Genomic DNA, 18,927 nt, shown 5'->3' on the forward strand with positions numbered 1-18,927 from the left:
TAACTCATAGTATATGAGGTATATAATAATGCCCTGTAATGTAGAGCCACTCAAATAAACATAAGCTAAAACGTACACAGACGAACATGGACGAAATCAAAAAAGAAGACATTAAACAGGAAGTATTTGACCTTTACGATGACTATGCGCACAACCGGGTTAACAGGCGCGAGTTTGTGCAAAAGCTTTCCACCTATGCAGTGGGAGGGCTTACAGTAGCGTCACTGATGAGTTTTCTCATGCCTAATTACAAGGGCTCCATTCAGGTGAAAGCAGATGACCCTCGCTTAAAATCAGAGTATATCCAGTATCAGTCTGAAAAAGGTGGCGGAACAATGAAAGCGTTATTGTCAATGCCTGCTGATACCCAAAAGAAGCTGGGAGGCATTGTCGTTGTTCATGAAAACCGGGGATTGAACCCATACATTGAAGATGTGGCAAGGCGGGCAGCGCTGGCAGGCTTTATTTCGATTGCTCCTGATGCTTTAACGCCATTAGGCGGCTATCCGGGTACCGACGATGAAGGCCGTGCAATGCAAAGCAAACGGGACAGAAATGAAATGCTGCAAGATTTTATAGCTGCACATGACTATCTGCGAAACCACGAAAGTTGTAATGGTAAAGTTGGTGTTGTAGGTTTTTGCTTTGGTGGGTGGGTTGCTAACATGATGGCAGTACAAGTTCCGGATCTGGCGGCAGCCGTTCCTTTTTATGGAGGTCAGCCGGCAAGTGAGGATGTTCCTAAAATTGAGGCTCCCCTCCTCTTGCACTTTGCAGAACTGGATACCCGTGTGAATGAGGGTTGGCCAGCGTATGAAGCTGCATTAAAAGAGCATGACAAAGAATATACCGCTTACATGTATGCCAATGCAAACCATGGCTTTCATAACGACACTACACCCCGCTATGACAAAGCAGCGGCAGAACTTGCCTGGCAGCGTACGATTGATTTTTTCAATGAGAAGTTGAAGTAACGATTAAATGGTTCTACCTTCTTGCTAAAGAGAAGAACTGGCAAGACATCAGTCTATGTGCTTACCTGATGTTTACCCTCAAAACAAGAAACAAGTAGCAGGAGCTTTTAATAGTTCTTGCTACTTGTTTCTAGTTTTGAGGGGCTTAGGCTGGTTTACTTTTTTATGAACCTATCAGCCCATGGAATAAAGTACTTGATGTTGGGGGCATCGGTATGGCCGCCATCGTGTTGCCGCCATGCCAGCTCCCCGTCCAGCAAACTGACGTTTACCCCGGGCATTTTAGCCGTCTTGTAATCGTGGCCTACGCCCAGGTCCCGGGCCCCTAAAAGCTGAAACACCGGGCCGGCCGCTACAGTGGCCATGTAACTCCCCTGCTGGTCCAGCCATTTCGCATCGCCTTTTTCGGGTATGCCATAACTTATAAAAGTAGGACGCGGGGCGCATAAGGCAATAAGCTGATGCGCATCTACCGGGATATCATTCGCGTTTTTATTGCCGAAAGTAGCCTCCGAGGCTCCATACTTCAGGAAGTTACCTGCCATCCAATGGTACTCTCCGCTACTGGTCAGGCTTTCCACGGCTTCACCGAAATTGCGCCGGTGCAACTTGGCACCGCCCTCTCCGGAAGAGCCAACCAGGGCCGTAAAAAACCGCTGATCAAATGCCATGGCCACCAGTGCCGCCTTGCCAAACCGCGACACGCCTTCTATACCTACATGTTTGGCATCTACCGCCGGATCTGTTTCCAGGTAATCCAGTCCGCGCGAAGCGCCCCAGGCCCATGCCCTTAGTGCGCCCCAGTCGTCGGGTTTGCGGGGTTGCCCTTTGTTCACCAGGCCAATGATGCCTTTGGTGAGGTCCGCACCATTGTCAGCCTGTATGCTGCCCGGCTCAATTAAAGCATAGCCCCAGCCTGCCGCCAGCAGTTGCTGCGGAGTAGGCGGGTCACCAGCCGGTGGAGGGCCAAAAGTGGGAGCCTGGGATGCAATGGGGTTATAAGCCGGATACTGCTCAAACACCTCCCGGAGCGAAGGATCAGCCTTTACCAGCAGCTCCTTCAGGGCAGCGTTTACTTTTTCGAGGCTTTCCTTAGGCGGCTGCGCCGGGGCTGGCAACGCGCTGCGCCCAAACATCATTAACACCGGCACCGGCCCCTTGGCGTTGGCTGGTGTCACGACTGTCATATTTATCTTTACGTCTAGCAAAGGATAGGCTGAGTTATCTACCTGCCCCACCAGTTGTTTTGCATTTACCAGTATCCAGCCCACATATTCCCGTTCTGAAATAAGGGTTTTCCAGGTGACCTGCGGCACATTCTCCGGCACCCGCCCGAATACCTCCCGCTCAAACTCCTCCACAATCTCGGGTCGCCGCTTCTTCCACCACATCTCCGGTGTAGTTACCTTCTTGCCGTTCTTCAGGGTCAGCAGTTCCGGCAGGTTGGGATACGGGTTAGCCAGCGCTTCATCGTAGTTGGCGTGATTGGGTGCCGACTCGTCTCCGCTGGGCCCGGGCCGCAGCGCTTTAATGCCCAGCTGCTGCATCATGTGCTGATGATCCTGCTGAGCGGTAAAATCGACGACCGCCGGATAGGTAGTACCGGCGCTGGCGGTTGCCTGCTGGGCAGAGGCCGGAGCCGAGGCCATTGCCAGGGCAAACAGTACGTAAATTGCCTTTTTCATGGGGTGTTGATGAAAGCGTTTGAAATCTATTTATCGGTACGGAAAGGAGAAGCCGGCAAACCTTCTTTGTTGTATAAGTTGGCGCCATCGGGGTTATCGGCCCAGGCGTAACGCACATATTTTGGCTCCGGCACTTCATCGCTCCACACCACTACCTTGTCTCCCTCAATTCTGGCATTGGCCCATACAAATTCCTTGTCGGCTCCGGCTATGGCGAACCAGCTCAGTTCTTCTTCATCGTTAGAAATTAACCCACTCCCCACATTCGTAAAGCTGAGAATGATTTCATTTTCATCGATTTCAGCAGATTGAAAAAGCGGGCCAGAAGAAACCACTTTTTTATCGTTGTAAATCAATTTCTGCGCAGCAAGCGCTAAGCGCTCTCCTACGTCTTTTTTATTGTCCGGGTGGATGTCATTCCACTCTCCCAGGTCAATGGTCACGGCCATGGCGGTGTTTGGCACCGACAAGGTCTGGAGGGCAGCCTCCCGCATTAGCGCCCAATTACTTTCCGAAGGCAGGTAGTTTACCTCCATAAAGTTCGGAAGTTGCACATAAAGAAAAGGTAAATTGCCTTGCTCAAACTTATTTCGCCAATCGCTGATTAAGGCGGGCAGCAGCTTTTTATATTCCGTCGGGTTGCCGGCATTACTTTCTCCCTGGTACCACAGTATGCCTTTCAGAGTGTAATCTGTAGCCGGTGCCACCATGGCGTTGTATAAAGCCGTTGGCTGGTTTTGCGCGCTGAATCCACCACCAACGCTCCCGCTAACCGGACGGTATACCTCTCCTACTTTGTACTGCCAGGTTCCCTTCAGGTCAAGGGTCTGGTTGTTGGCTTCTATGTAATAAGGCTTGTCGGGCACAAACCCGCCTTTACCGCCAAAGTTCTGCACCCGTATCACAAATGTGTTTTTACCTGGCTTCAGAACGCCTGCCGGCAGGCTGTACCGCCGCTGCGGGTACTGATAGGTGGTATTGCCCACCTGTTCTCCGTTGATGTATAAAACATCAGCATCTACAATTCTGCCCAGGAATACTTTTGCCGGCACACCGGCCATGGAGGCAGGCACGTCCAGTTCGCGGCGATACCAGACAGAACCGTTCAGGTCTTTGATGCCCTGGTCCTCCCAATAACCGGGAATATTGATGTTTCGCCAGCCTTTGGGTTCGTAAGCGGTTTCGTACCATTTCACTTCCCCCGTCAGCCCCTTGTCCTGCTCTGCTTTTTGTTTGTTAGCATTGGCAGCTGCCTGCGCCTGACGCCTGAAAGAATTCACGTAGCTGGTGTCTCTGTTTCTATCTATCGCAGCCAGTGCCGTATCAAAGTCCTTCAGTCCTTCTTCGCTCATCCAGGCCTCTATAGGGGTGCCGCCGACACTTGCATTAATTAAGCCAATCGGAATCTTGTATTCATTGTACAGTTTCCGGGCGAAGAAATAAGCGACTGCCGAGAAATTGTTAACATCCTCCGGGTTCGCTGATTTCCACGATCCGGGTGGCAAATCCTGCGCGGGGCCTTCCAGATTGGTTGTGGTAGGAATCCAGAAATGCCTTATCTGCGGGTAGTTGGCAGTGGCAATATCATCGGCGTAGGTTATGTTATGCAGCGACATCTGGTGCACCATGTTCGACTGCCCCGAAACCAGGTAAACATCCCCTGCCACTATATCTTTAATGGTAATCTGGTTGCTGGCTGTGATGTCCATGGTATAAGGACCGGCTGCTTTTATAGGAGCAAGGGTTATTGCCCAATCTCCGTTGGCATCGGCAGTGGCCCTGTACGTTTTGCGGTTGAATTTTACCGTTACCTTTTCGCCGGCTGCTGCCCATCCCCATACTTTCGTTTTCGCATTTCTTTGCAGCACCATGCCATCACTGATGAGCTCCGGCAGCTTCACCTGGCCCAGGGCTTTGAATGCTGAAAATTGAAAAAGACACAGGGCCAGGAGCCCGGCAAATTTTAATTTATCAATCTTTATCTGTTTGTGATACATAAAAGTGATTATGGTAAAAGTTACAAATGAGCAAGCCAGGCCATTATCTAACTCACAAATAGTGCCGCTATTGCCCCTTTTTGTTGCTTATTAAAGACATTAGGCAACACCAGACATAGTTTTTTTTCAAGTCCCGGCGGGACGACCTGTTAATAGCCTGATATCCAGAACCCGCCCTTAGCTCCAGCGGAGCGGCCTGTAAAAATATCATCAACAGGTCGCTCCGCTGGAGCTAAAAAACAGTTAGACTCTTTTTCTATCGACAGGTCGTCCCGCAGGGACTTTTGCGTAATGTCGGTTATTATATAACTCAAGTCGCGATTGTTCCTTTGCAGTTGAATGAACCCATCCCTAACCCCTCCAGGGAGGGGAGTCTTACTTGTAGGCCGAAATTCCCCTCCCTGGAGGGGCAGGGGTGGGTTTTCAATGGTAGCGAAACAGTGAAATGTGCTCATCGCAACTTTTATTAAATAGTCCAAAGTAAAGAAATCCAGGCTGAATATTTTACTAAAAGCTTAGTAAAAACAAAATTGTAATTAAAAATCAGCAATAGCTGAGTTAAAACATTAACATCAGCTGCAGGTTTCATGCGCTCCCCTCCCTGAAACAGAGACAATGACAGGAACACATTAAGCAGCGTTTAAAGTCCCGTTGGGTTACCTGTTCTTTAGAACATTATAATATTTCTATATCACCTCCCCTGCATTTAATGGTAAATTCACTACCTTATGCTTCTGTTTAAACACCGAGTAAATTACATGCCAAAACCAATACGCCAGCAGCTAGATTTAGGAAACATACTCTGGAACGCCGCCAAAGTATTGCTTGATGCTGTAGCCGAACACCGAGCCGCTACGTGGGCTCCGAAGCCGAGGAAGACGACGGTGTTCCCTTCGAAGAGAAGATGAAGCTGCTGACCACTGAACTGGCGACTCAGTTTGAGGAAAGTGCCTTGCTGGAGAAGCGGATTCGGGAGAATCTGGAGGGGATTGGATTTACTGTCTTAATTGGGATTCGTCAGATGAATGGATTTCAGGAGAATAAGTGAAGAATAAAAAAAGATTCCAATAATCTAAAAATCCCGCTTATCCAAATTCAGACAACAGCACATGGAAAAGGAAAAGATTGAAGACGAACTGACCTACAGGATTATCGGGTGTTCGATGAAGGTACACGGCACGCTTGGCAATGGCTTTCAGGAAGTAATCTACCAAAGAGCGCTGGCCATTGAATTAGAAAAGGCGCAGCTTAGCTTTGCAAGAGAACTGGAGATGCCTATTTTTTATGATATGATAGAAATAGGCAGCAGACGGGTTGATTTCCTGGTTGAAAACAAAGTACTGGTAGAACTAAAGGCGCTGGTAAAGCTGGAAGATGTTCATCTTGCCCAAGGCCTTAATTACCTGATAGCTTACAAATTAGATATAGGCTTGTTGCTGAACTTCGGAGCAAAAAGCCTGGAAGTAAAAAGGCTGCGCCACCCGCTGAATAAACGTGTCTGAATTGGGATTTGTCAGATTTATGGATGAAAAGATTAGAAAGCAAAATCTTAAATCCATAAATTCAATAATCCCAAAAATCCAAATTCAGACTAAAGGGCTCTGCTGGAGAAGCGGATTCGGGAGAAAGCTAAACTATGTAAATTTTCTGAACTGATTTTAAATAACTTATAACATTACTAACTGCAACTAAAATGGCTTTTATTGATCAAACTAAAGTTATAGAGATTGAGAAAAAAATAACTAGTGATTTATCATTTTTAGGGAAAGTTTATAAAGCCAAAAAGAATAGTCATCAAACTATAAGTATAGATCATTCTTTAGTTGATAGCTATATAAAAGTTGGATGGGAAGAATACACTAAACCATTAAAAACTAAAACAAAATTACGTAAGCCTAGATCTCATTCTAAACAATTTGAGGATGATGTTTGGTGTCAGTTTTATGAGCTAGGTTACAGAACAATGAACTTTGACGAAAGTTTAAGTTTGTATTTTAGTAATAACAGCAATGACAAAAAACAAATTGACGTAATAGCAATAAATAATGATACAGCCTTCATTATTGAGTGCAAATCAAGTGAAAAGTTCAAAAAAGCGCCAAGTTATAAAGATGAATTTGAACTACTTGGTCTTCGCCTAGATGGGTTTAAAAAAGTATTACATCAAATTTATGGGAGAAATCTTAAAATTAAATATGTTTTTGCGACAAGGAATCTGAGAATTGATAAGGATAGTGAAGACATGAAAAGATTTAATTCAACAAATTCTTTTCTCTATAACAACAACATTTTCAATTATATAAATAGCTTAATTAAGAATTATAAAGGAGTAGCATTTTATCAATTTTTAGGCCTAGTGTTTAAGAATGAATTGATTAGTAAAGACAGAATCGAAATACCAGCAATCAAGGGAGAGATGGGCACTAAATCATACTATATGTTTTCACTAGAACCATCGCTATTACTTAAAATGGGATTCATTTTGCATAGAACAAAAGTTAATGAATCTGAACTGCCAACATATCAAAGATTACTGGTACCTAGTAGGCTATCAGGAATAACTAAATTTATAGACGAAGGAGGTTATTTCCCAAACTCAATAATAATAAACTTCAGTAATAAGAAGCATAAGATACAGTTTGAAGCTAGTTCAAAAGCCTCAGCATCTAACTCTTGCTTTGGTACTTTAAAGGTTCCTAATAGCTATGGCATAGCCTATATCATAGATGGCCAACACAGAGTATATGGATATGCTAATTCTAATTATAAAAACTCTAACACAATTCCTGTTGTAGCCTTTGATAATTTAGATACTAGTGAGCAATTGAAGATCTTCATGGACATCAATGAAAATCAAAAAGCAGTTAGCCCGAGTTTAAGATTAGACTTAGAAGAAGATTTGTATTGGAATTCTGATAGAGCAGATTCAAGAATAAAAGCCTTAAGATCATCAATTATCAAAAAACTTGCTAATTCTCAGTCAAGTCCATTGTTTGAAAAAATTTCTGTAGGAGAAGACAAAGCAGTATTAGCTTTCAAACCATTTTCAACAGCGCTGTCATATAGTGATTTATTACCTAGTGCAAAGGGTAATCATTTTTCTGAAAATGCTATAAAATACTCTCTTTATAATGTATCTAATCATGACCATAATAAAGAAATGTATAGTTGCCAAAAAAGAATTGTTAGTCTATTAACTCTATGTTATGATTTTGTAGAACAAGATTACTCTGACATTTATTACGCTGAAAGTTCATTTATATTTTCTAATAGAGGAACTTTTGCTTTTATCTGCCTTATAGGAAACTTACACAGACACTTGATTGACAAAGCACTAATCAATAAAGATACTGATATCGATGTACGCTTTACCTTAATCAAAAGCTATTTATCTTCATTACTTGAGTATTTAAGAAATAAAATGACTGATGATGAAAAAGAAAAGCAATTAAGTTTACTTGGTGCAGGAGCAGATATAAAGTGGCTGAGGTTCTTTCAAAGTATAATTAATAAATCTCACCTTGATTACTACCCTACAGAACTTATTGATTGGAATGAGAGGCAAGATGAGGAGCTACAGAACAAAGGTCGAACATTAGGTGTAGAAATTGAGAAAAAAATGAAAGCTCTTGTGCTCAATAAGATGAAGACTATCTATGTTGAGGATTGGGAATTAGAAATTAACAGTATTAAACGCGAATGTCAGAATAGAGCAGAACAAGAGATGGAGAAGCATTATAAGGAAGGATTAGGAAGAAAAACCGTTCATTGGACAGAAATGTTTAACATAAATGATTACAAAACTATAATTGAAAAATATTGGACCAAGCTCCCCGAACAGAAAAACGGTGATTTTAAGACTTTTGAAAAGGATTTTGCCATAGATGTTGGTGAAGGGTTGGGTAGCAAGTCAAAATCTTTAAAATGGATTTCATTCTTTAACTCATACAGAAACTTGTGGGCACATGAAGGAACTAAAGAAAAGAGGTTGAATAAGGAAGAGGTCAACTTTATTGAAAAAATACATAGCCATTTCTACAATTGATCTTTTAAAAGATTATTTAGTTACTCCATTACTTTTAAAGACAGCGTCACAACTTATTGGGAATGTGAAATACCAGAAGCAACCTTTTACATAAAGCTTTCGAGCTGTATGGTGAGGTCAAATATAAACAATACTAAATTCCGATAAGTTGTGACGCCCTCTATATACTTTGGAAAATTCTCATTGATTTAGTACTGTAATTACATTAGATGATAGCCAAGCAGACTAAACCTTGCGTGGCTATCATACATTCTTACCTACTGTACTCTACTCCACCTCAGCCCCTGTACGTACGCCTGTTGAGTTCAGAGGCGAACGTACAGCAGATTAATAAAAGCTATTTCGTATAGCAACAATGCCTAAGTTTAGTATTGTTTTACCATTTCACGTAGCAGTTAGTAGAAAAAGAGGTAGCAGTTGAAAAATATAAAATATAATCAACTCAGGTGCAGTATAGAGATCTTGCTGATGGTAAATTCAGAGATGGACTAAAAGAGTTGAAAGACGATACCGGCAAAGACCACTTTGGCCACTTCTACCCTATCGCCTACGATGCTGTTTCGCAGAACGAGTTCCTGGTGGTCAATCAGTTCAGCATAGAAGGCAAAAACAAGCATCGCCCCGATTTACTTTTGTTCGTGAACGGCCTGCCGCTGGTGCTCTTCGAATTCAAGAACCGGTTCGATGCCAACGCCACCATCGAAAAGCTTTCAACCGGGCAAGACCACGAAAATGGCGTGCAATAACTTAACAAGTACCTTTCCGGATGTAAAAAAAGCCTCTCCGGAAATGGAGAGGCTTCCTGTTTTGCTACTGGTGTATAGCGGTTAAGCTGTTTATTTATAACTCGGTGGCGTTGAAGGTATCACCCTGTGACAAATCGCCTGTCTCGAAGCCTTTTCTGAACCAGCGGACTCTTTGGGCAGAGGTGCCGTGTGTGAAGGAGTCTGGCACCACTCTTCCTGTGGCTTGCTTTTGAAGACGGTCATCACCGATGGCACTTGCTGCATTCAGGGCTTCTTCCAGGTCGCCGGGCTCCATAAACCCTGTCGCTCTTTGGGTATGATGCGCCCACACACCGGCATAGAAATCAGCCTGAAGCTCTACTCTTACCATGAGTTTATTAAATTCCACTTCGGATAGTTGGCCCCGCATGGCGTTTACCTGCTCCATCGTACCCGTGAGATTCTGCACATGGTGCCCCACCTCATGGCCAACCACATAGGCCTGCGCAAAGTCTCCTTCAGCACCCAGCTTGCGTTCCATCTCGCCAAAAAAGCTTAAGTCGATGTACAGTTTTTCATCGCCGGGGCAGTAAAAAGGTCCAGATGCAGAGGACGCTGTACCGCAGGCGGAGTTTACCTGCCCCGAAAACAGCACCAGGGTAGGTTCTCTGTACCCTTCTAACATCCTGTTCCAGACATCTTCGGTATCTGCCAGCACCACGGCCGTCTGGTCGGCCAGTTCCTGCTCTTCCGGGCTTGGCTGGTAATTGGTTGACTGTGTATATTGCGGTTCCCCGCCCACAAACTGCTGCAGCAGCGCTATCGGGTTGGTTCCTGTCAGGAACATTACCGCCACCAGCACCGCCACAATAATCAGCCCTACTTTCGAGAAAAGGAGCCGGAACAAAGGTATAAGCAGCATCGGACTGAGCCCTCTGCCTCCTCCAAAACCGCCTCCTGATTGTCCTCTACGGTCTTCTATATTGCCGCTTTTTCTTCTGCCCTGCCATTTCATAAATATTGTTTTAAAGAAGTGAAGGATTGTAGGGCTTGCATATTATCCGCCTTGCCAGACCGAAAGCCTATACCCATATCCGAACGGTATAACGGGGAGCAACTTCACTTGGATACATACAATTTAAACAGGATGCCTATACCGGTGTGCAGATGAGCTGTCAATACCATTATTTTACCTGTTTCCCATACCGTGCCTCCATCATCACCGGGAATTAGCGTCAAGGCCAATCCACTCTCTATGGAGTTGCTACCTTTGCATGGTAAACCGACACATGGGAAACGTTCACCACCAATGCCACCCCCACAACGTCCTTCCCTTGTCCAGCAGGAACCTTAACAGTTATCAAGCGCACAAGTACTGTTTTAATTTTGCCCCTCCTGCTATCACTGTAGCAGGTGAATCCTTATACACCCTGCCGCACCGGAAAAAGTTAAAAGCGCGGCTGTATGTAAGGGAGGAGGATGTGTTTCAGTGCGTTGGAGACTTAAGAAACGGGGGGAGAGAATGCCAACTCTTATACCTCCACGTTCTCATCCCCCAGCACATCGTGCACATAAAGCATCTTCACCAGCACCATCACTACAACCATGATCGGGGTGGCAAGTATGAGGCCGAGTGTTCCGGTGAAAATGGCCAGCAACAGCTGGCTTATGATGATGAGGGCCGGTGGTATCTCCACCATCTTTTTCTGCACCAGCGGGGTGATAATATTGCTCTCCACTGCCTGTATCCCGACATAGAGTAACACGACGTAGAGCGCCTGGCTGGGTCCTTCCAGGAAAGCAATCATCACGGCGGGCACCAGGGCGATGAGCGGCCCGAAGTTCGGGATAAAGGACAGCAGGCCGGCGAGTAGCCCCAGCACCAGCGCCATCGGGATACCCAGCAAGGATAGCCCGATGGCTGTGAAGACGCCCACCACCAGCATGGAGAAGAGCTTACCCAGCAGCCACTTGTAAAGTGTGGAGCCCAGAGTGTCGAGCACCTCCCGGGCCCGGGCCCGCCTGGGCAGTGGTATAAGCAGTACTATTCCACGCCTGTAGATGCCGGGCTGGGCCGTAATAAAGAGCCCCAGGAACAGCACCACATACAGGTCGGCCAGCACGCCGAAGGTGGTGGATAGCACACCCAGGCTCTGCTGCAGCCAAGTGCCCCTGTTTTCCAGCAGACTATCCATTGTAGGAGCTTCGTCTATGAGTTTCCTGCCCCACTTGTAGTGCGCTACTCTGTCTCTGAAGTTTGCTGTCGCTTTCGGCAGTTCCTCGCTCAGGGCGTTCACCTGCTCGATCACCTGCGGGGCCAGCAGCCAGACAGTGGCGGTAATCAGCGCCAGCACCCCAACCGCCACGATAGCCAGAGACCATTTTCCGGACAGGGCAGTGCGGCTGCTCAACACATGGGCCGTTCCCCTGAAGAACACGGCGAAGAGCACCCCGGCAAAAATCAGCAGCAGCACGTTAAAAGCCCTGCCGATAAGTATGATGAGGAGCAGCGCACCCAGCACAATGCCCAGCGCCTTCAGGACCTTGCGGGTGAAACTGTCGGGATCTTTACCTGAGGTGGTTTCTGTGTTTTGGGGGGAGTTGTTCATGGGAGGCTTTTATCATGATTTTCAGGGGAAGCCACAGTGGTATACCCCGCCAAGCGAAAATATCCCCCAGAACCACTGTACGTATCCGCCTCTGCTAAGGCTTTGTGCTGCCTTTGTTTCTGCCGGTATATACATGCTCACAAGGCTGATGATGCTTCCTCTGTCATTTCCGCATCACCAGTTCTACATATATCGGGAAATGGTCGGAGCCAAAAGGCGGAAGCCTTTCAAAGTCGACTACCCTGAACTCCCCCGACACATAGACATGATCCAGCGGCCACCGGAGCACAGGGGATGTAGCGTCGAATGTGTTGTAGAGCCCCCGCCCTATCCGCACATCCCCAAGCCCGCTCTCGATGCCGAACAGGCGGTTAGTCTTTGACCAGGCCACGTCATTAAAATCTCCTGCCACAATGGAAGGCATTTTTGTTCGCGCCACCATCTCTCCCACTTTCAGAAGCGCCACTTCTTCCTCCCCTATATTGTCAGGGTATTCACTGGGCTTGGGAGGCACCGGGTGCACGGCATGCAGCATAAATGAGGAGCCGTCCGGGAGCCTTACCTCTGTGTGTATGGAAGGCACAGTCTCGTGGCTGAGAAACATAACCTCCGTGTTGTTTAGCGGCAGCTTAGAATAAAGGGCCATGCCGTAGGTGTTGTCCTGCGGGTAGAGCACCCTGTGCGGATACTGTTCCCGGAGAGGCGCCAGGTGCTTGACCCACCATTCGGTGGTCTCCATGGCCAGTACTATATCCGGGTCTGATTCAGCCACGAGGTCGAGGAAAGCCTCCACCTGGTTATTTTTAATCCAAACGTTGGCTATCAACATGCTAAAGCTCCGTGCGGGTTCGACAGAGAGGGGCTCAGCAGACTCCACCACAACATCAGTTAAAGGAGTGTAAGGCAAGATGATCCGGGCCTGCAGTACAATGGAAGCTATCAGGCCCAGCACGAACAAAACAGACGGGAGTTCCCAGCCTTTGTTTACAAGAACAAACAATACCAGACAGGCGAGCAAGCCGACAAGCACCTGCACCCGCGGAAAATCCAGCACTTTAAGATACCAGTACGTCACGTCGTACAGCAGGGAAAGCAGTGTAGCGATTATCAGCAGGGTTCCCGCCACCAGCACTAAAAAGAAGGTAATTCGTCTTACAGTAGGCATGCCTCAACATTATTTCCTGTAAGGACGTACGGGAAGGCGAATGGGTTGGGATGTCTCTCCGCCAGCTCACTTCAGAGGAAGAACTTCAGCTCTGCTGGGTTTGTCACGTTGGACAGCGATAGCCGAATCTGCACATGCCACTCACTGCCGCATGTGCTGGAGGTATTGCCTAAAGGGCTGCTGAAGTGCCACCGCCTGCTGTTGCATTCCACTGTCCTGGGCAGCGATGATCAGGTTCTGTAGTTGCAGCATGTTCAGTTGCACCTTCCGCTCAAACAAAGCTCCTTTTGCGAAATAGTAATCCAGTTCATGCTGTGTCTCCCGGGCTATTGTGTCCAGCAGCGCTTCCGCCTGCCGGGGCTCTCCTACCGCCGCTAAAACCGGTATAAACCGGGGTGTGAAAATATCCGGCGGCACTGTGTCGAGCGGAATTTTTGCAAAGCAGAAGTCCACTACCTCTTTGGCTCGGGCGATATTTCCCTCCTCCAGGTAAGCCTCGGCAAGCAGGGCAAACTTTTCACGGGTGCTGGCGGCAAAGCGCAGGTAGTTCTCGTCCAGGTAAACGGCCTCACTGTCAAGGCTGCGGTAGTTGAATGTATGCAGCAGGTTATTATACATCACCTCCTTGTTCACATACCCCTGCTCCTCTTTGCTTTCCGATTTCACCGGCACAATTCTATAGGCAAAGCCTTCCAGCTGTGAGTAGTTGTCTAGCCCCACATAGTCTGCTACAGGAATAGTGCTGGAGAAATACACGGGCCTTTCCCAGTTGTTGCTGCTCAGCAGGTCGAGAATCACGAGGTGGCGCTTTTCTAGGTAAGGCACGTTTACCTGCAGGTGCATGCTGCCGACGATGCTGTCCTGCTTTTCCTGTGGCACGAAACCCTGCTCCTTCACCTGCTGCTTGTTAACACCCAGGTAAAAGTTTTTGGTAGGGAAGGTAAGCATGGAAGTTCCGGAGCCATACTGTACCTGCAGGGCTGGGTGGTTTTCCTTTACCAGCTGAATAAACTGCTGTAGGTCAATGCCCGCCGCTACCTGGGAGCGCTCCACAAAAGGCAGGTAATCGTTGGTGCCTTGCTGGTAGTTCTCCTTTTCCAGTGTCAGCGGCCATGCTTCTGTTTCATGGGCTGGCTGCATCATTTGGTTTACGTACCAGTCCGTGTTCAGAAAGGTCATCACGGCCACCCGTACGTCGGTCCGGTAGCCTTCCACCTCCTGCGCATACCAGATGGGGTAGGTGTCGTTGTCGGCGTAGGTGAAAAGGATGGCGTTGGGTGCGCAGGAATCCAGCAGGTGTTTGGCGGAAGCCGTGGAGAAATATCTATGAGAGCGGTCGTGGTCGTCCCAGTTTTCTGCTGCCATAATAGCCGGAACAGACAGGCACAGGGCAAAAGCCAGCCCCGCTGTAACTGTTTTGTTCCGAAGCAGCTTTTGCAGCAGCTCGGCCAGCGCCAGCACCCCAAGCCCTATCCAGATGCAGAAGGCGTAAAAGGAAGCCGCAAAAGTGTAATCGCGCTCCCGGGGTTCTGCCGGCGGCTGGTTCAGGTATAAAGCAATGGCCATACCTGTGAAGAAAAAAAGCAGGCCCACGACAAAAGCATCCCGTTGCCGCTTCCGCAGTTGGTACACGAGGCCTAGTATCCCCACCAGCAAGGGCAGCAGGTAAAAGCAGTTGCGGGCTTTATTCTGGAGCACACTGGCTGGCAGGCTGCTACTGTCCCCCCTGAACCAAAGCACCCCTGCGTGCTGCACGTCGCTTTCGCGCCCGACAAAATTCCAGAGAAAATAACGCCAGTACATGTGCCCTAACTGGTAGTTCAGCAGAAAACTGATGTTCTGCCCGAAGGTAGGCTTTTGCCCCTCGCGCAGGTCCATCCACTTTTTATATTCCTGCACGTCTGCCGGTTTGTCGCTGTAAATGCGCGGCAACAGGGCCATGTCTTTGCTGTCGTAAATGGGCTCGATGCGTGGAGAAGCGATGTACTTGTCTTCGCCTTTGGTATACCGCAGCGCGCCCTCCTCCTGCCCTATCGGCTGTGCATTGTACTGCGGCCCATACAGCAAGGGTCGGTCGCCATACTGCTCGCGTTTCAGGTAAGCCGCAAAACTCATCACGTCCTCCGGGTTGTTGATGTCGATCGCCGGGTCGTATCCGGAGCGTATCGGGATCATCATATAGGAGGCATATCCTATCAGCACAAACACAAAGCAAAGCAGCGCTGTGTTCAACAGACGGCTGCTGTGCCGAACCGAATAGTATAACCCATACAGGATAGCACTTACCAGGAGTATGACAAAGGCGATAATACCGGCTCCGAAAGGCAGCCCCAGGCTGTTCACAAAAAAGACATCTATGCTTCCGGCCAGCGAAGGCAGCTCCGGAATTACGCCCCAGAGAATGAACAGTAAGATTCCGGCGCTGCTGATGAAAGTGATAGCCGCTCCCTTTAAATCAGGTGAATACTTCCGGAAGTAAAAGACGAAGGCCAGTGCAGGGATGGCCACCAGGTTGAGCAGGTGCACACCAATCGAGAGCCCCACCAGGTAGGCAATCAGGATGAGCCATTTGTCTGATGCGGCCTCTCCCGCCCTTGCTTCCCAACGCAGCATGGCCCAGAATACAATCGCCGTGAAGAAAGACGACATGGCATATACCTCCGTTTCAGTGGCAGAAAACCAGCCCGTATCGGTGAAGGTATAAGTGAGCGCCCCCACTACCCCACTTCCTAACACCAACAGCAAGTTTCCTTTTTTAGGCGGCTCTCCGGATGGACAAAGTAGCTTTCGGGCAAGTATGGTGATAGACCAGAACAGGAACAGGGAAGCAAGCGCACTACACAGGCCGGAGAGGAAGTTTACCCACCAGGCTACCTGTGAGGCATCCGCAGCAAAGAGCGAAAAGAGGCGGCCCACCAGCAGGTAAAGCGGCGCACCGGGCGCATGCGGCACCATCAGTTTATAGGCACAGGCAATAAACTCGCCGCTGTCCCAGAAGCTGGCGGTTGGCTCCAGCGTCAGGGTATAAACGGTGGCGGCAACCAGAAACACAAGCCAGCCTGTGAGGTTATTGATGAAATTGTAGTTTCGCATGATTTAGGATGTGGTATAGTGGCAGGTTGAACATCAATAATCTATAGCTTAAGCATGAGGCAAGAGTTAAGACAACCAGCAATGGTATTTTTTCAGGCACCTATTAACTTAAGATTGATTTAAACAAAGGAAGCTTTGTTGTTCCAGTTACAGCGTTAACGCTTGTTAAGAAGTGTTAAATAGTGTTAACGACAGGCTAACTCTGCACCTGAATTATTATATTTGATCTATGAAGCAGCGGGTAAAATACATTTTGGTTTTGATGTCGGTGTGCACCCTGTGCCTGCTGCTGTTCCAGTTTTACTGGAGTTACCAGGCATTTCAGAGTGCCTCCAAAACCTTTAAGAGCGATATAAACGAGGCACTGCAAGCTGCGGTAGACAATGAAATGGAGCGCCGCCAGGACGAGATTGTCGAGAAGTATAAAGGCTGGCTCGCTGACACCAACCTGGTGGTTATTAAGTGCCACATCGATTCTTTGTCTGGCCTTACTGTCTTTTCAATCAGTGATAAAGCCCCTTCCTATGGCGTTGCTGACAACGATAAAGTAGAGTTTGCCATTGGCTACCAGGAGTTCGATGAGAAATCGGCCACAATGACGCTCAGGAAAAAGAAGTACTTTATCGATCGCTTTGTAGACACGAAAATCCGGGAAAATTTGAAAGATGGATATACCACCTATTACACCAGACGCCTGGGTGAAAAGATTGAGGAGTGGTTCAAGGAAGTGAAGCTGGATGAGGCGCGGCTGCAGCAATTGTATGCAGAAGAACTACGCGAAAGGGGCATCCATACAAAGCACAGCCTGGCCTTCAAGAATAAAGAGGTCGCCAATGCCGAATCTTTTTCTTATGCCACCCGCAAATTTCAATTTGGCTTCAGAAAACCATTCGATGAAGTAAGAGCCTATTTCCCGGACCCGAACAAAACTCTGTTGCTGCGCATGAAATGGGTGCTGCTGAGCTCCCTGGTGCTGATGGCGGTCACTATCTTCTGCTTTGCCTACACTGTACTGACCATTCTGCGCCAGAAAAAGCTGACGGAGCTGAAGAATGATTTCGTGAACAACATGACGCACGAGCTGCGCACACCGGTGGCCACCATCGGCATTGCCGCCGAAGCCATACAGGAATTCAACCTGAGCAAAACCTCTGCAGACGAATACCTGACGATTATACGCCAGCAGTCTGGCCGCCTCTCCCACCTCATCGACGGCATTTTGAAGAACCTGGCTTTTGAGCAGGACCAGCTGGAGTTAAGTCCTCGCCCGATGCCCCTGCAGCAGCTGGCACAACAGGCCATTCTGCAGCACCGGCCACAGCTGGATGTAGCTGGTGCTGCCGTGAAATTCGATTTTCCTGCGCAGGCTGTACCTGTGAAAGTGGATGAACTCCATTTGCTCAACGTGCTCTCTAACCTCATTGAGAATGCATTAAAATACAGCCGCGGGACAATGGTTCTGCAGCTGAGTTGCCGGGAGGAGAATGGACGCGCCATCCTTGCGCTCAAGGACAATGGCATCGGTATTCCAGCCGCAATGCAGTCTAAAGTATTTGAGAAGTTCTTCCGGGTACCCTCCGGCAACACGCACAACACCAAAGGTTACGGCCTTGGCCTGAGCTATGCCAAAACAATTATAGAACGCCACGGCGGCAGCATCACACTGCAAAGCCGGGTGCAGGAAGGCACCACTTTTCTTATTTCACTACCAGTGTACCAGCATGAGCCAGCCCCGGGTACTGTTGCTTGAAGATGAGCCGCAGCTCGCCAGAATTGTATCTGAAAGCCTGCAAAGCAGAGCATTTGAGGTAACACACGCTGCCAACGGCTTACAGGGCCTTGATGCTATCCGCCAGGCTGATTTTGATATCTGTGTGGTGGATGTGATGCTGCCACTCATGGATGGCTTCACGTTTGTGGAGGAGCTACGGAAAACCGACAGCCAGACGCCAGTGCTCTTCCTGACGGCAAAGTCGATGACAGCGGATGTGGTGCGCGGCTTTGAACTGGGCGGCAACGATTACCTCAAAAAGCCTTTCAGCCTGGAAGAACTGGTGCTGCGGCTAAAAGAGCTGCTCCGCAGAAGCGGCAACACCACCGAAGAGAGAGCGCCTGAAACAGTGGCAGTTGGCGCCTATACCTTTGCCCCCCTTAAGCAGGAACTGTGGTATGCCGGGGAACTGGTATGCAAGCTCTCTCACCGCGAAAGCGAGCTGCTGTGGCTGCTTGTTCAGCAGAAGAACCAGGTGCTAGACCGCAAAGCCAGTTTGCTGAAACTATGGGGGGACGACAGCTTCTTCAATGGCCGCTCTATGGATGTGTATATCTCTAAACTGCGCAAGCACCTGAAAAAGGACCCTGCGGTGGAAATCCTCAACATCCGGGGCGCCGGGTATAAGCTGATTTTCTAAAAAACCCTGTTGGCAAAAGCCGTTAAAAGTACCCGCCCCGGCCGGAACCTAATCCGTTACGTACACTCTCGCCACCACATGATAACCTTCATCAGAAGTTTTAAAACCGGATGCCTGATAAAGCAGAGCAGCTTTGCTTTGAAGTAGCAGAGCCGGATAGCATCATACTTTATAGCCCTTGATACTGAAGCTTACAGCGGTTTCCATGGCTTGCGCTTTGCCA

At 48.2% G+C, this 18,927-nt stretch carries 13 protein-coding genes; 7 read left to right on the forward strand and 6 right to left on the reverse strand.

The window, feature by feature from the left end:
* The first annotated feature begins 86 nt into the window (after nt 1-86).
* Nucleotides 87-974, forward strand: coding sequence for a dienelactone hydrolase family protein (locus tag DXT99_RS22030; RefSeq protein WP_115567763.1), 888 nt, complete (start codon nt 87-89; stop codon nt 972-974).
* A gap of 155 nt (nt 975-1,129) precedes the next feature.
* Here DXT99_RS22030 and DXT99_RS22035 read toward each other — a convergent pair whose 3' ends face one another.
* A complete protein-coding gene (locus DXT99_RS22035) occupies nt 1,130-2,659 on the reverse strand; it encodes an alpha/beta hydrolase family protein (RefSeq protein WP_115567764.1) in 1,530 nt (509 codons plus the stop codon).
* 26 nt (nt 2,660-2,685) lie between these two features.
* Nucleotides 2,686-4,656, reverse strand: coding sequence for a sialate O-acetylesterase (locus tag DXT99_RS22040; protein ID WP_115567765.1), 1,971 nt, complete (start codon nt 4,654-4,656; stop codon nt 2,686-2,688).
* An 856-nt stretch (nt 4,657-5,512) separates the two neighbouring features.
* Here DXT99_RS22040 and DXT99_RS22050 point away from each other — a divergent pair.
* The 4 genes from DXT99_RS22050 (at nt 5,513) to DXT99_RS22065 (ending at nt 9,447) form a co-directional block, all read left to right on the forward strand.
* Nucleotides 5,513-5,704: a hypothetical protein gene (locus DXT99_RS22050; protein WP_246000943.1), complete on the forward strand. Its 192-nt coding sequence runs from the start codon at nt 5,513-5,515 to the stop codon at nt 5,702-5,704.
* Nucleotides 5,705-5,765: 61 nt separating this feature from the next.
* Complete coding sequence (locus tag DXT99_RS22055; protein WP_115567767.1) at nt 5,766-6,158, forward strand: GxxExxY protein; 393 nt, start codon at nt 5,766-5,768, stop codon at nt 6,156-6,158.
* A gap of 191 nt (nt 6,159-6,349) precedes the next feature.
* Complete coding sequence (locus DXT99_RS22060; RefSeq protein ID WP_115567768.1) at nt 6,350-8,701, forward strand: DGQHR domain-containing protein; 2,352 nt, start codon at nt 6,350-6,352, stop codon at nt 8,699-8,701.
* 446 nt (nt 8,702-9,147) lie between these two features.
* Nucleotides 9,148-9,447 carry a type I restriction endonuclease gene (locus DXT99_RS22065; protein ID WP_115567769.1) on the forward strand — a complete coding sequence of 100 codons (300 nt, stop codon included), beginning with the start codon at nt 9,148-9,150 and terminating at the stop codon, nt 9,445-9,447.
* A gap of 94 nt (nt 9,448-9,541) precedes the next feature.
* Here the strand turns inward: DXT99_RS22065 and ypfJ are convergent, their stop codons facing one another.
* The 4 genes from ypfJ to DXT99_RS22085 all read right to left on the reverse strand — a co-directional run bounded on the left by ypfJ (nt 9,542) and on the right by DXT99_RS22085 (nt 16,293).
* A complete protein-coding gene (ypfJ, locus tag DXT99_RS22070) occupies nt 9,542-10,441 on the reverse strand; it encodes a KPN_02809 family neutral zinc metallopeptidase (protein WP_115567770.1) in 900 nt (299 codons plus the stop codon).
* 517 nt (nt 10,442-10,958) lie between these two features.
* Complete coding sequence (locus DXT99_RS22075; protein WP_115567771.1) at nt 10,959-12,035, reverse strand: AI-2E family transporter; 1,077 nt, start codon at nt 12,033-12,035, stop codon at nt 10,959-10,961.
* 163 nt (nt 12,036-12,198) lie between these two features.
* On the reverse strand, nt 12,199-13,200 hold the full coding sequence (locus DXT99_RS22080; RefSeq protein ID WP_115567772.1) for an endonuclease/exonuclease/phosphatase family protein: 1,002 nt from the start codon (nt 13,198-13,200) through the stop codon (nt 12,199-12,201).
* A 141-nt stretch (nt 13,201-13,341) separates the two neighbouring features.
* Entirely contained in the window at nt 13,342-16,293 is a 2,952-nt protein-coding gene (locus DXT99_RS22085; RefSeq protein WP_115567773.1) for a DUF2723 domain-containing protein, read from the reverse strand.
* Between the two features lie 229 nt (nt 16,294-16,522).
* On the opposite strand from DXT99_RS22085, the gene DXT99_RS22090 reads away from it, so the two are divergent.
* Nucleotides 16,523-18,043 carry a sensor histidine kinase gene (locus tag DXT99_RS22090; protein ID WP_115567774.1) on the forward strand — a complete coding sequence of 507 codons (1,521 nt, stop codon included), beginning with the start codon at nt 16,523-16,525 and terminating at the stop codon, nt 18,041-18,043.
* Complete coding sequence (locus DXT99_RS22095) at nt 18,015-18,704, forward strand: response regulator transcription factor (RefSeq protein ID WP_115567775.1); 690 nt, start codon at nt 18,015-18,017, stop codon at nt 18,702-18,704. The genes DXT99_RS22090 and DXT99_RS22095 overlap by 29 nt, the downstream gene beginning before the upstream one ends.
* Nucleotides 18,705-18,927 lie beyond the last annotated feature (223 nt).

This window comes from Pontibacter diazotrophicus, from assembly GCF_003367245.1.
GTDB lineage: Bacteria > Bacteroidota > Bacteroidia > Cytophagales > Hymenobacteraceae > Pontibacter > Pontibacter diazotrophicus.